15 protein-coding genes and 2 pseudogenes are annotated in these 12,217 nt (G+C 45.3%); 5 read left to right on the top strand and 12 right to left on the bottom strand.

Going from position 1 to position 12,217, the window contains the following annotated elements; genetic code table 11:
* Positions 1-11: 11 nt before the first annotated feature.
* The 3 genes and pseudogenes from METMK1DRAFT_RS13750 to METMK1DRAFT_RS13760 all read right to left on the bottom strand — a co-directional run bounded on the left by METMK1DRAFT_RS13750 (position 12) and on the right by METMK1DRAFT_RS13760 (position 2,548).
* Positions 12-1,247 (bottom strand): annotated as a pseudogene (locus METMK1DRAFT_RS13750) (RNA-guided endonuclease InsQ/TnpB family protein).
* A 43-nt stretch (positions 1,248-1,290) separates the two neighbouring features.
* A pseudogene (locus METMK1DRAFT_RS13755) lies at positions 1,291-1,860 on the bottom strand (IS607 family transposase).
* 145 nt (positions 1,861-2,005) lie between these two features.
* Positions 2,006-2,548 carry a hypothetical protein gene (locus METMK1DRAFT_RS13760; RefSeq protein WP_009075250.1) on the bottom strand — a complete coding sequence of 181 codons (543 nt, stop codon included), beginning with the start codon at positions 2,546-2,548 and terminating at the stop codon, positions 2,006-2,008.
* Between the two features lie 82 nt (positions 2,549-2,630).
* Between METMK1DRAFT_RS13760 and METMK1DRAFT_RS13765 the strand changes: the two genes are divergently transcribed.
* A complete protein-coding gene (locus METMK1DRAFT_RS13765; protein WP_009075253.1) occupies positions 2,631-2,927 on the top strand; it encodes a hypothetical protein in 297 nt (98 codons plus the stop codon).
* Here METMK1DRAFT_RS13765 and METMK1DRAFT_RS13770 read toward each other — a convergent pair.
* From METMK1DRAFT_RS13770 to METMK1DRAFT_RS13780, 3 genes are read right to left on the bottom strand one after another with little or no spacing between them, the layout of a single operon-like run.
* Positions 2,917-3,786, bottom strand: a complete 870-nt coding sequence (locus tag METMK1DRAFT_RS13770; RefSeq protein ID WP_009075255.1) for a sulfite exporter TauE/SafE family protein — start codon at positions 3,784-3,786, stop codon at positions 2,917-2,919. The two genes, METMK1DRAFT_RS13765 and METMK1DRAFT_RS13770, sit on opposite strands and share 11 nt — an antisense overlap.
* Before the next feature lie 14 nt (positions 3,787-3,800).
* Positions 3,801-4,376 (bottom strand): DedA family protein, encoded by a 576-nt coding sequence (locus tag METMK1DRAFT_RS13775; RefSeq protein WP_009075257.1) that lies wholly within the window; start codon positions 4,374-4,376, stop codon positions 3,801-3,803.
* Positions 4,373-4,765, bottom strand: a complete 393-nt coding sequence (locus tag METMK1DRAFT_RS13780; protein ID WP_009075259.1) for a metal-dependent transcriptional regulator — start codon at positions 4,763-4,765, stop codon at positions 4,373-4,375. Before METMK1DRAFT_RS13780 ends, METMK1DRAFT_RS13775 begins: the two co-directional genes overlap by 4 nt.
* Positions 4,766-4,776: 11 nt before the next feature.
* On the opposite strand from METMK1DRAFT_RS13780, the gene METMK1DRAFT_RS13785 reads away from it, so the two are divergent.
* Complete coding sequence (locus METMK1DRAFT_RS13785) at positions 4,777-6,330, top strand: cation:proton antiporter domain-containing protein (protein WP_009075262.1); 1,554 nt, start codon at positions 4,777-4,779, stop codon at positions 6,328-6,330.
* A gap of 49 nt (positions 6,331-6,379) precedes the next feature.
* The gene (locus METMK1DRAFT_RS13790; protein WP_009075264.1) at positions 6,380-7,243 is read left to right on the top strand and encodes a dihydrodipicolinate synthase family protein; all 864 of its coding nucleotides are present in this window, start codon (positions 6,380-6,382) and stop codon (positions 7,241-7,243) included.
* A gap of 45 nt (positions 7,244-7,288) precedes the next feature.
* On the opposite strand, the gene METMK1DRAFT_RS13795 is transcribed toward METMK1DRAFT_RS13790, so the two are convergent.
* The 4 genes from METMK1DRAFT_RS13795 to METMK1DRAFT_RS17900 form a co-directional block, all read right to left on the bottom strand.
* Positions 7,289-7,804 (bottom strand): hypothetical protein, encoded by a 516-nt coding sequence (locus tag METMK1DRAFT_RS13795; protein WP_009075266.1) that lies wholly within the window; start codon positions 7,802-7,804, stop codon positions 7,289-7,291.
* A 460-nt stretch (positions 7,805-8,264) separates the two neighbouring features.
* Entirely contained in the window at positions 8,265-8,684 is a 420-nt protein-coding gene (locus tag METMK1DRAFT_RS13800; protein WP_009075269.1) for a winged helix-turn-helix domain-containing protein, read from the bottom strand.
* 236 nt (positions 8,685-8,920) lie between these two features.
* Positions 8,921-9,082, bottom strand: a complete 162-nt coding sequence (locus METMK1DRAFT_RS17895; protein WP_155812444.1) for a hypothetical protein — start codon at positions 9,080-9,082, stop codon at positions 8,921-8,923.
* A gap of 177 nt (positions 9,083-9,259) precedes the next feature.
* A complete protein-coding gene (locus METMK1DRAFT_RS17900; RefSeq protein WP_009075271.1) occupies positions 9,260-9,424 on the bottom strand; it encodes a hypothetical protein in 165 nt (54 codons plus the stop codon).
* 215 nt (positions 9,425-9,639) lie between these two features.
* Here METMK1DRAFT_RS17900 and METMK1DRAFT_RS13805 point away from each other — a divergent pair, with 215 nt between their 5' ends.
* Positions 9,640-10,059, top strand: a complete 420-nt coding sequence (locus tag METMK1DRAFT_RS13805) for a cobalamin B12-binding domain-containing protein (RefSeq protein WP_009075274.1) — start codon at positions 9,640-9,642, stop codon at positions 10,057-10,059.
* Positions 10,049-10,993 carry a methylmalonyl Co-A mutase-associated GTPase MeaB gene (gene meaB / locus METMK1DRAFT_RS13810; RefSeq protein ID WP_048088034.1) on the top strand — a complete coding sequence of 315 codons (945 nt, stop codon included), beginning with the start codon at positions 10,049-10,051 and terminating at the stop codon, positions 10,991-10,993. The genes METMK1DRAFT_RS13805 and meaB overlap by 11 nt, the downstream gene beginning before the upstream one ends.
* A gap of 89 nt (positions 10,994-11,082) precedes the next feature.
* On the opposite strand, the gene METMK1DRAFT_RS13815 is transcribed toward meaB, so the two are convergent.
* Positions 11,083-11,262 (bottom strand): hypothetical protein, encoded by a 180-nt coding sequence (locus METMK1DRAFT_RS13815; RefSeq protein WP_009075278.1) that lies wholly within the window; start codon positions 11,260-11,262, stop codon positions 11,083-11,085.
* 309 nt (positions 11,263-11,571) lie between these two features.
* Positions 11,572-12,204, bottom strand: a complete 633-nt coding sequence (locus tag METMK1DRAFT_RS13820) for a DUF2250 domain-containing protein (protein ID WP_009075283.1) — start codon at positions 12,202-12,204, stop codon at positions 11,572-11,574.
* Positions 12,205-12,217 lie beyond the last annotated feature (13 nt).

Raw genomic sequence — 12,217 nt, forward strand, 5'->3', positions numbered from 1 at the left:
GGGTTTGGGCTTCATAGGATTTCATAATATTTAATATCAATCCTCAGCCGTTGGGCTTCACCGGGGTCACGGGGCATTGCCCCATTCATACCCCTCCGCCCCCTTAACAGGGTAACCCCAACCCACCTACTCCCAGTGGGAGTGAGAAAGAGGTGGGGAAACCCGCACACCTTGAGGTATATGTTGAGAGATGCGTTCAATTGCCTATCTAGGGTGAACCCGCACCTCTCACACCTGAAAGTCCTGCCGACCTTTCGGGAAACCCGTCCACATCTGGGGCAGGACTTGGATGTGAGGTGAGGGTTCACCTCCTTCACGAAGGAACCATAAATGGGAGCCTTATATTTTAGAACGCGATGAACAGTCCTCCAAACGGTCCTAGAAATCTTCTTAGACAGCTTGTCATCAGCATCCTCAAACATCTCTTGCTTATTCAACTTTTCAACAGCAAAAGTCGTCACAGGATACATCTCCAGCAACTTATTCACGAACTTGTGAACGTAATCCAGCACGCGATTTCTTTCGCGGTGGGAGTACTTCCTCGACAACACTTTCCCCTTCCTACCGTGCTTTGAAGCGAAGGACTTGATTCTACCCCTCTTCAACTCCATCCCAAACTTAAGGCTGTACAACTCCCTCATGAAAAACGTGACGAACTTCTCGCCGTCGTAAATGTCCAGCGTGTAGAGGTTACTGTCGATTGCTAGATAGTCTAGGGGAGTAAACCAGGGTAATTTGTAACGGAATGGTAGGTGAACCTTGTCCTCCTTTATCACGGGCTCACCCAGTTCTAACCCTTTGACCCTCCGTGAAAACCAGGAGTGGGATCATGAGAAGGTAATGTACTCATACGGTCTTACAGTAATCCTCACACTCTCACCCTCAACCTTCCTCAGAGTAGACTTAACCCTTACGTAAACTCTCTTCAGTTATAGGTTTCCTCAGTGAAGCTCTCCCCTTTTCAGCCCTCCTCTTCCAGCTCCTCAACACGGAGTAAGCGTCGCTTATTGCCTTATCCACGTAGTGGGAAGCTAGGACGTTGACCTCCTCCAGTTCATCCCTCAACGTCCTGTAAACCCCTTCTTCTCGGGGAGGGTTATCTTGACCTTCGTGAGGACTTTCTTACCCCTCCTGATCTCTCTCCTCTCAACCTTGATCCTCTCCCACAACCAGTCTAAAGCCCTCTGCAGTAGGACTCTGTAGTTCTCCAGCAGTACCCTGCTCTCCTCCCCCTTATCGTTCTTCAGGGAGTAAGTTAGGTAGACGTACTCCTCCTCTGGCTGAAACTATTTAAGCCTCAATTTCCTCGACGCACTCCCTCACCTTTTCGTATTTATGACTTCTCATTCCGTAGAGTTTTCCGCTGAATACCAATATAGAGATTTCTTCTATTAGCTCTTGCTCGGGTGTTTTGTCTCCCTATTTAGAACGACTATCTCGCAGTTGTGTGATTTGCACACTTCCTCTACTATCTCGAAGCCGAACCTCACCGGTCTGTCTGGGTAGGCTATGATTACTTTTGATACTTCGTTATTCAGCATCATCCTTAACAACTTGGTGAATCCCTTCTTCCTCACGTTCAACGAAGATCCCACGTCTGTTATCACTTGGTCGTCTTTAACGTTCTCCTCTAGGTACTTCACTTGGTTTACTAAATCGTCTTTTCCTGTGTGTTCGATACCCTAGCGTATAATGCCACTTTCCTCCTCTTGACAATTCCCATCAATTCTACGTCCTCTTCTCTGAACCTCCACTTTCCGCTCTGTAATATCACGGGTTGATGTAGCCTTTCTTTACGTATTCTCTGAGTGTTGCGTATGAAATTCCTAAGCGTTGGCACACTTCTTTAGGTTTCAGCATTGTATAAAAGTTTATGATGAAATAATATAAATTTTACGATTTATCTGAAACTGTTGTCAACGGCTTTTAGCTCTATTGGGTTTTAACCACTAATCACATTCAGATTATCGACCCTGACTTCACCGTTCAGGTTATGTCGGCATCATCACTTTTGTACCCCGCCCGGCTGAGGACTTTCATTTACCGGGTTAACCGAGTCCAGTCCCGATTGGGGGCGGGGCCTTCTCGCTCTCTTTATTAGTCTATACACCAGGATTATAAGAACTACTTGTCCCAAGTCTAGTTGAAGAGCCGATACTCCATTGTATCTTGTCTCAACAAATAATGGCAGGAAAGTCATCTGTGGGTGCCAAACGTACCAAATGAGATAATAGTTGAGATAATTAAGAGAAGCAAAAGATAACGCAGAGGAGTCTATAACGAGGTTCTTAGCTAGACTGCCACTTCCCCAAAACAAGAGAACCCCCACTATGAAGATCATGAGGTTTATGAATGCAGAAAAGGAGATCCCTACTGGAATTCCTAAGTTATAATATGCGTTACCATACGCATAGACTTTAGGTTCGTCCAACGGAGCTAATCCTGCTAGGGGAAGCGTCAGAATCACGAAGCCCACAGCACCTGCAAGTGAATAGAGCACATATTCCTTAGTACTTACCTCATGGTATGCCTTTGAGCCCAAAGTCATCACCTGGCCTTTCTCCTAAGAGTATAGTTTAAAACTAGAATTATTTATTCTCATTCCAAAGTACTTTGGAACTGATACAGCCATGAGTGACTCCAAGAAATTCCTGGAGCTACAAGACATGATACTCCTTAGGACCTCCCTTGAGAAGGTCAGGTTACACGTAGATTCTAGAAAGGAAAAGACGGTGTACAGGTGGGTCATGGAGGAGTTAAAGGAATTTCTAAGGAAGGGTAGCAAGTACGGTTGTGAGGTCGAGGCTGTGTACGGAGCAATTCAGCTGGAAAACTGGCAGGTTCTCCTTAATCAGGTGAACCTATGTTTAGAGAGGTTCAAGATGGAAATAGAGGAAAAATATAGGGAAATGAGTTCTAATGAATGACGAGCAAAAGCCCCTTATAGTTCAGGATCATGATATAAACAGCTACAAGGATTATAATGAAGGCAAATGCCTTTCTCAGGATTCCCCTAGGTAACCTCGTGGCAACTGAGACCCCTGCATATCCACCCACAACTCCACCTGCGAGATAAAGTAAACTAATGAGAGGGTATACGTAACCATATATGGAATCGACAGCAGCAGTAGTTATTCCAAACGTTCCCACAGCTATTAATGATGTGCCCACTGCCTTAATCATACACAACCCTGAGCTGAACAAAAGTCCTGGGACTATCAGAAATCCTCCTCCTATACCGAAGTATCCAGAAGCAAACCCCACCGCTAACCCGGTAGGAATGACCCTAAATAAAGAGAGGTGCGCTAATCCTCCTTGAGATACCGATGTGGTCTTTACGTCCAGGGACTTCTGTCTGAGCATGAGTAGTGCCACAACCACCATTAATATTCCGAAGAAGAATAGAAGGGATTGACCTGGCGTTATGTGACTTACGTATCCTCCCAGCGTAGCTCCGAGGATACCTGGAACCGTAAATATTATTCCCTCAGTTAGTCTCACGTTACCTTTCTTGAAATGAATGAAGCTATTGATGTAAGCATTCAGTCCCACCGCCAAGGCCGTAGTACCTACTGCAACATGATCGATGAAGTTAGAGTATTCATAGGCTAGTTCTGGGTTGGAAGCGTATTGGGGCGGAACTACTGCTAGACCCACGAAGTATAATAAGAGGGGTACAGCGAGGATAGAACCCCCTCCACCTATTAGTCCTAGACTGAAACCAACCAAAAGGCCGGATATTACAGCTAGCAAGTATTGCATTGGGGTAATTACAATCTCTATCATAAAAGTAAGTTTCGTTAAAACTTTAAAAAGTTTCCTTTGATCAAAATGTAGGCCACTATAACGATTGAAATTACTACTGCAACTATGTACAGATACTGATCAATTAAGGCTATTAAGGTCTCCCAAGTTGAAGCGAATCTTATTCCTATGTAAACAAGTGCACTGTCCCAGATCAAATGACCTAAGAAGGTAGCAATAATGAAGAGACTTACGTTCATCCTACTAAGTCCTGCTGGAAAGGAGATCAAGGCTCTGAAGACGGGAACAAACCTAAAGAGAAATACCGACTGAAGCCCATATTTGGAGAACCACTTATTTAACGCATCTAACTTCTCATCGTTAAGCTTGAATGCCCATCCGTATTTCCTGAGGAACGGGACGCCAAGCTTCAAGGCTACCATGTAATCTATGATCGAACCGATGAGACTGCCCACAGTTCCTACCAATAGCCCCACCAGGGGATCTATGAGACCCTTAGTGGAGTAATAGCCTACTAACGGCATCACTACCTCGCTAGGGATGGGAAGTGACATCCCTTCAAGTATCATTAGGGCGAAGATATAGACGTAGGATGGTGGGACATTGATCACGGAATCTCCTCACCGTGTGGACACTTCTCCGGCCTCCCAAGGAACTCATATAATTTTTCTATTATCTCTTCAGGAACGTCAAGCTCAAACTTCTTGGAGTAATTGCAGGCTGAAGAAGGGTCTAAGCCGGTCTTAACTAGGAGGGACTCTATGACTCTGTGGGCCCTTTTCGCCCTAATCAGGCTCTTTCTTCCCTCTTCCGTTATGAATATATCGTTGTCCTGTTTCCTAATAAGGCCCTTCCTCTCTAGATGCCTTAGTTCTTCAAAGGCACTTGCTGGACTCACCTCAATTTCCTTCGCGAGTGCACTCAACCTAGCAGGCTTCCCCCCGTCGTTGAGTCTCTTTATCGCACTGAGATAATCTATCTCTCTGGGCGAAATTCCCATCATATTTAAAGATGGCCGATCTGTTAATAAGTCTTTACATGAACGTCGCAGTGGTAACTCTTCTTTACATAGGGATTATGCTAATTTTAGCTAAGCTAGCAGAAGAAGGTTTTTCTAGGATAGGACTAACACCCTTCGTCGGAGCCGTCATCATAGGGATAGTGTTGGGCAACGGCGTTTTGGGAGTTATAACTGTGAACGATATCGTCAGCTTCATCACCTCCCTAGGCATAATCTTTCTCCTTTTCCTCGCGGGAGCAGAAGAGATAGGGGGAGGGCTGGAGGTAGACGGCAAGATAGTATGGTCCTCCGTTTTCCTACTTCTACTTCCATCAATTTTCGTCTTTTACGTTTTATATTTCCTACATATGGCTGAAGCAACCGTTCTCTTGTTCCCCTTAGTTATGACTAGCGTAGGACCGTTGACACGACTTCTCATGGACACCGGGATGTCGAAGTCTACTCTAGGTAGGAAGATCTTTTATCAGGGTACAACTGTTGAAATAATTTCAGTTATCCTTTTTGCTATATTTTTAAATGCTGTTAATCTCGAAAGTCTGTTAAAGATAGGAATAGAGATTGTGTTGGTCTTTCTACTCATACTTGTAGCAGGCCCTAAGATAGCCAGGGTTCTGGAGACCTTAGAGGGTTACGTGAAGGTAAGGGAGATTGAGTTAGCCTCCGTTGTTTCCTTCATACTGATAACAGGATACGTTGCCGAGGTTCTGAACTTCAATTCAGCCATAGCTGCCCTCTTCTTAGGGTTCCTCCTCAGGGGATATCTAAGAGATAGACCAGATTTAGTTGAGAAGCTTAGAGGATTGACTTATGGTTTCTTCGAGCCTCTCTTCTTTGTAAGTATCGGTCTCTACTTCGTTAGGATAACCCCGCTCATAGCTGGAATAGGACTCCTTCTCGCATCTGTCGTGTTGCTTTCAAAATTCATTGCTGGATTCCTCGCATCCTTTATCGTGAAGGAAAATCCGATAGTTAATGGACTAGGAACATCAACAAAGGGGGGAGTGGACGCCTCCTTACTGATAACAGCTCTCGTAGTTCATAAGTTGAACTACCATGAATACTCCTTTTCAGCCCTCTCCTTGACAGTCCTAGCTGTTGCAGTTCCTCTTCTCTTTAAACTAAAGTTTAAAGGGAAAATAGGAACGGACATAAGGAGGCCTCGAATGAACGAAAAGGTGGGCTCCTTAAGTTACTTACTTCCTCCCTTGTTCGCGAAGAAGGATGAAACCCTCAGGGAAATAATCAACAAGATTACAGAAAGGGGAGCTAGGGCCATAGTGATTGTGGACGACCAAATGCACCTGGTAGGTCATATAACCGTTCAGCAGTTACTTGAGATAGATCCAGCTCAGTACGAGGCACTTAAGGCAGCAGACCTGCCACTAAACGAGACCGAATCAGTAGATGTTGACGCGAGAATCATTGATGTCCTGAGAAAGTTCAAGTCCACAGGAACGGCAGTGATTGCAGTGATAGATCGCGATCACAGGGTCATTGGTATCATATATGAACGTGAATTGCTCAGGATCCTTGCGTCTCCTTAGATTGGATCAGGGAACAAGCCTAATTAGGTAGAGGGATTATATTTAAGTCATGAAACACATCATAGTTGCAAACGTAACACCCTTCGACGAGAAGGGGGAAGTGGATCTGAACGCACTTAAGACACTTTATGAGTTCGACCTTAAGAGGGGAGTAACCGGTTTTTGGGTCATGGGTACTACAGGAGAGCTCAACATGTTAAGCCATGAGGAGAAACTCAAAATTGCGAAGGTCAGTGTAGAGACTGCAGGTGACAAGATGATTCTGGGAATAAATGAGGACTCTACCTATCTCGCCCTCAGACTAGCTAAGGAGTATACAGACATGGGGGCCACCGCCATTTTCTCTCTTCCTCCCATCTATCACAGGCCTTCTGAACAAGGTCTATTTAGATTTTTCGAGGCACTCTCTAAGCCTGGAGTACCACTCTATGTGTATAACATCCCCAGTTATACAGGCTATCTTTTCCCCCTCGAGCTGACCAAGAAGTTAGCCAGGGAGGGCATAATCCAAGGCATGAAATACACCACTAACGATCTCGTATCGTTCTATCAGTTCTCAACCGCGAAGGAGGAGGCTAGGGACTTCAAGCTATTTATAGGCTCAGAACACCTCATCCTTCCCTCCTTCATGTACGGAAGTGACGGTGCAGTAACCGCAGTAGCCAACTTCGCTCCAGAGTTGGTGAGGGCGCTGGTAGACTCCTATGAGTCAGGGGACTGGAGAAAGGCCATTGAGTACCAGCTCATGGTTTCCAAGCTGGGCTTTGCGGTCGGAGCTGGAGATTATCCCACAGGTGTCAAGATAGCGCTGAGATATAGGGGCGTCTGGGTTGGGAGAGCAAGGGCTCCACTTCAAGAGGATATAAACCAGGAAGCCGTGATATACTCCAAGTTAAAGGAGCTGGGTCTGTGATGAACTCGATGTAGATCGAAAGGTGAGATAATTATTCCCGGCTGATCAGAAGACTGTCACGTTTACATAAACTACGTTGCACCTGTCCCAGATCGGGACGAGCAGAGTTCCTTGGGAAATGTTGTTTAGTCTCAGTATCACCTCCACTGTGGTTGAGGAGGGCGTGAAGTTCTCCTCTAATCCCTCTAGTATGTAAAACCTGTTGTCGCCGTTTATGTGAACGATATCATTTCCCCTTATAACAATAGTGAAGTTGATCGTACTGTTACCTGAGACCCTCATAGATGAAGGATACACTGAGAAGTCCCCTCGGCAGATTTCAAATTCAGCTCCGAATGAGGCGGGCCCATTATATACAAAAGTCTGGTTGGATATTGTTGAGCCGTAATGGGTCGGATAAAATAAGGGAGGATTGGCCGTTGGCTCTAGCTCAATACCGTTCTCTACGTCCCTGAACTTGTCGTGAAAGGGATAAACGGGCGCAAACGACAGCACGAGAGAGAGATAGGCCAAGGACAAGGCAAGAACGACTCCAGCCAGCACCAGGACGGCAGTTTTCACGGTAGCATCTTCTTCTGCTACAAATATATACTTAATCCAAACTTGTCCTAATTCCTCCTCGTAACCATCAAAAAGTGTTCACTACGTGATTTGGGTAAAGACTTATTAAAACTGGTTAATGTGAAGATCTTCAAGAGATTAGATGTTTGAGATATGGTACGTCACTATATCCTTGTCTGTGCTAACCTCAATATTTTCAATCCTTATACTGATCGAATTTCTCAGAATCAGGCAGTCATTCGGCACCAGGATAGTTGCACTCATGTCAAGTCTAAGTACCCTATTTGTAATTCAAAGCGTGACATACGTGGCCTCTTTCATGATGTGGAGCAATGAAAGAAACCCGTTATATGTATATCCATCCCTAGTTATGGCAGCTCTTTCATCAGCGATAATAATTCTCCTTTATTACTATATTACAAGATACTAACTCGTTAAGGTTAGTTCTAACTTCGTTACGTCAATCTTCTCTACTTCTTCCACTGTGTAGTTCAAAATACTTTCTTACAACGTCCACGATATATATGGAAGCTGGTACAGCTATAATCACGGAGCTGAAGAGAGGAACTGCAAAGGGATTAAGGCTAGTTAAAATCCAAAGCAGGATAAGAGAAGTGATAAAGAAGGAAGCCAGGAACGCAGACCTAGGGATCAGAATATTGGCTACCTTTATGTAATCTCCCAGAACCAACTTCTTCACTGTATAGCCTTCCGATGTCTCCTTTACAAGTCCCATCTCCTCCAACTTCCTCAAATGATACAGAGCCAGAGAAGGAGAGCTCAGGTTCAATTCCCTTTGGATCTTCCTCAAAGAAACTGGCTCTCTCTGCCTCAGTAAATAGTAGTAGATCTTCCTCCTCGTGCCGTATAGGATTTCCACGACAACGGATAGGAAGAAACGATCTTAAACTTTTCTCTTTAACTTAATTATGAGGTTAAACTTCATCTACGAGAGAGTCATGAGTTTACGTAATGATACTTTATAAAGGAAAGGGATCAAAGGGGCAGAGAACCTCACCTCTTCTGGGTAGACCGAAATCAGTCTTCTAAAAATATTTGATCTAGTATCTCAATTATGGGCAGAGGTAAAGATCTAAGGCGGAGTCACAGTAATACTCATGAGCAGAGTGAAGGGGGTGAGACGATCGATCTCCCGCCAGGAACTTCGGCTGACTGTACGTAAAATAGAGTCCTAGCTGAACTTTCTGGGAGGGTGAGGGAGATGGCCGAGACCTTGGTCTCGCCCTGGCTGTTGAACGCGTCGGCGGAGAGGATCACTCGGACCAGTCTCGTCCCAGACCGTGAGGAATTACGCAGGAGAGGTAGTAGCCCAAGAGATGCTGAGGGAGGTAAGCGTGAGACTGCGGGGGAGTTGAGGAGGTCCAAGTGTCACTGGACTGTTCGGGCGTGAAGTTCCGGGTAATTACGTGGAGGTCCTCAGGCTCTACAACGAGGTCAGGACCTCCTAAGGCTTCCGAGGAGCAAGACCTTCCTGCTCTTTATGAGCTCCACTAAGCGGAGCTCAGACCTCTCACCTTCACGCTGGACTCCCTTCTGCTCCGTCCTCGTGCCCTTCAAGGGCGTGGAGAGATTCAGGTTCCTCCTTACTGTGCTCTTCATTAAGAAGATAATAGATTATCTCGACATTTCATCTATTGAATTATTAGAATTATTTTGACTTTATTCTGACTTATTTTCAAGGAGGTGATTTTGCGTCCATCGTCAGGGCGGGAAGGAGGTCAAACTTGCAACTGATTACTGCCCTGCACGATCCCTTCATTTACACTTGAGCAAAAGTTTAAACTCTTTAAATTTCGTAAGGTCTATAGGTAGCTATGGATAAGAGAATAAAGGTCATAGTCGCTAAGCTGGGCCTCGATGGTCACGATAGAGGAGCTAAAGTGATAGCTAGGGCCCTAAAGGACGCTGGCATGGAAGTCGTTTATACAGGCCTGAGGCAAACACCTCAGCAAATTGTTAAGACTGCTATCCAGGAGGATGCAGACGTAATAGGTGTGAGCATATTGAGTGGTGCTCACTTGGAACTCGTTCCTCAGATAGTTGAGGCAATGAGAAACGCCGGCCTCAATGACGTGGGATTAGTCGTGGGTGGTGTAATACCCCCTGAGGACATATCTAAGCTAAAGTCGATGGGTGTAGACGAGGTGTTTCTACCTGGAACTGGCCTGAAGGAAATAATAGCCAAGGTATCTTCAGTTGCCGGAAAGAAAAGAGGTATCAAGGTTGAACAATGAGCTCCTTAAGAAGGCCCTCTCTGGGGACGAGCTCGCCATATCCAAGGTATTAACTAACATAGAGTACACAACCAGTGACGGGCTTAAGTATCTGCAGGAGCTCACCAAACTCTCAGGTAAGGCTCACACCATCGGTGTTACTGGGATACCTGGAGCTGGTAAGAGTACTCTCCTATCCGATCTGATTGAGACCTATGTATCCAAGGGCTTCAGGGTTGGGGTCATAATGATAGACCCATCTAGCCCAATATCCATGGGTTCTTTCATGGGTAACAGGATTAGGATGCAAGATAAGACGCTCCTGAGTAACGTCTTCATAAGGAGTACTGCATCCAGGGGACACCTTGGTGGATTTTCCTCCGAAGCACTCATGTTAATGGAAGCCATGGACGGCCTGGGATTTGATAGGATATTGGTCGAGACCGTAGGAGCAGGCCAAACTGACACTGACGTAATGTCATCCGTTCATTCTGTGGTAGTGCTGACTATCCCTGGTGCTGGAGACGAAATACAGGCCCTCAAGGCCGGCATAATGGAAATAGGTGATATTTACGTAGTCAACAAGGCTGATAGGCCTGAGGCAGATATGGTATATGACGCAGTGAGGTTTGCAGTGGAAAGCGGTGAGATGTCGTGGAGGGATGGCTGGAAGCCTCTAGTGTTGAAGGTAAGCGCACTTAAAAAGGTGGGTATAGGCGAACTAGTGGATGCCCTTGAGATTCACTCCGAATTCTTGAAAAAGAAAGGCCTATTCGAGACCAGGGTTAACTCTCGGAGGAGAAAAATGATAGAACTAATTCTAAGGAGAAAAGTGAATGAAGTGGTTACGAGGGTTCTTGAGTCCAATTCAGCGTACATAAGTGAAATGCTAGTTAAGGGGGAATTGGCTACCTTAATCGATTCCCTTTACTCGTCGGTAAAAGACGAGTTGTAGAGCTCAGGATGACTCTGGATTGTACTTGAATTAAAGCAAAATTTGGGAGAAAGCTCATGAGGCTACGAAGTACGTGTTTACCCGTGGCGTCACTTTTCCTTACTTTTAATTACTTCTAATTCCACCACGGGCACCCCTCTTGAGGGATCATACACGGTCACCCTTAACTCATTGGGGCTAGTCGAGGGAAACACCACTACCCTCCCATCCACACTTTTATCACTCCCCAAACCTCGTGAGCAGTGCCCGTCATCAGTTGGGGGGATCATCAATGAAAACTACTTCGGTGATACTATGTAAACACAACTTGTCAAAACGATATTTAGAAGTGATTAAAAATAACGAGTAGTTACGTAGAAGCGTCACAGTCTTCTCCGCTAAATTTCATTCTTGTACGGCCGTGATGAGGACCTTTAAGGCGAGGCTTGAAGTATGTTTACCCTCTTCCCCGCGTGGACTGAGGCGATTCTGTGTATCCCTTCTAAGGCCATCTGGTTACACGTTACGTGGTTGGCGTGAAACGTCATTCGGTTACTGCAAGTGGTCATTCCTCACTCCTTTATGTCGACTCATGTCGTTCACTTAGCTATAATGCCCTTTCTCTTCATCTCTCTCACTACCAACTCACCTAGCCTACTGAGTCCGTAATACTTGTGGTGAGTCCTAGTCTCTTTTTTAGGCTTAGCCTTCCTATCCCTGAACTTTATTATCCTGGCGTTCTTCTCTTCAAGAAGTCCCATTCTCATCAACTTCTCAAGCAGAGTTATAGCCTCCTCTAAACTCGACCTGATTAGCTTCGCGTACGTGAGGGCATGATCAGCGTTCAATTCCTCCGCTAACTGCAGGATCTTAGTGCTCTTTTGATCATTTTTAAGTAACTCTATATAATTATTGATCAGATCCTCTTGTGTTAAGTGTCTCAGCAAGTGGTCCCCAGCTCTCGTGAGTGAATAATATGTGTGATGTTTGTGAACTTCTGAGCTCAACTTAAACTTGGCCTCTGTGTTCTTCAGCGTGGCTCCCATGACTCTCTCGATCAGTCCCATTCTCTCCAGGTCATCTAGGATATTCACGATTTCAGAAAGCGGTATCTTCGTGTTAAGCATGATGGATTTTCCGTAATCCACGTTCGCCTTCTTCAAGTGGTAGAGGATCTTGAGATACCTTTGATCTTCCAGTATCTTCTTCAAGCTATCATTAGCATCTTCCATAACAGTCTTCTCC

The sequence above is a fragment of the Metallosphaera yellowstonensis MK1 genome (assembly GCF_000243315.1).
GTDB classification, from domain to species: Archaea; Thermoproteota; Thermoprotei_A; order Sulfolobales; family Sulfolobaceae; genus Metallosphaera; species Metallosphaera yellowstonensis.

What these genes read in the sequence shown, in the direction of transcription:
- METMK1DRAFT_RS13780 (WP_009075259.1), bottom strand. Translation starts at nt 4,765, where the DNA reads ATGGGAATTTCGCCCAGAGAGATAGATTATCTCAGTGCGATAAAGAGA.
- METMK1DRAFT_RS13785 (WP_009075262.1), top strand. Translation starts at nt 4,777, where the DNA reads ATGGCCGATCTGTTAATAAGTCTTTACATGAACGTCGCAGTGGTAACT.
- METMK1DRAFT_RS13815 (WP_009075278.1), bottom strand. Translation starts at nt 11,262, where the DNA reads ATGATCCCCCCAACTGATGACGGGCACTGCTCACGAGGTTTGGGGAGT.
- METMK1DRAFT_RS13790 (WP_009075264.1), top strand. Translation starts at nt 6,380, where the DNA reads ATGAAACACATCATAGTTGCAAACGTAACACCCTTCGACGAGAAGGGG.
- METMK1DRAFT_RS13820 (WP_009075283.1), bottom strand. Translation starts at nt 12,204, where the DNA reads ATGGAAGATGCTAATGATAGCTTGAAGAAGATACTGGAAGATCAAAGG.
- METMK1DRAFT_RS13765 (WP_009075253.1), top strand. Translation starts at nt 2,631, where the DNA reads ATGAGTGACTCCAAGAAATTCCTGGAGCTACAAGACATGATACTCCTT.
- METMK1DRAFT_RS13760 (WP_009075250.1), bottom strand. Translation starts at nt 2,548, where the DNA reads ATGACTTTGGGCTCAAAGGCATACCATGAGGTAAGTACTAAGGAATAT.
- METMK1DRAFT_RS17900 (WP_009075271.1), bottom strand. Translation starts at nt 9,424, where the DNA reads ATGAAGAGCACAGTAAGGAGGAACCTGAATCTCTCCACGCCCTTGAAG.
- METMK1DRAFT_RS13770 (WP_009075255.1), bottom strand. Translation starts at nt 3,786, where the DNA reads ATGATAGAGATTGTAATTACCCCAATGCAATACTTGCTAGCTGTAATA.
- METMK1DRAFT_RS13805 (WP_009075274.1), top strand. Translation starts at nt 9,640, where the DNA reads ATGGATAAGAGAATAAAGGTCATAGTCGCTAAGCTGGGCCTCGATGGT.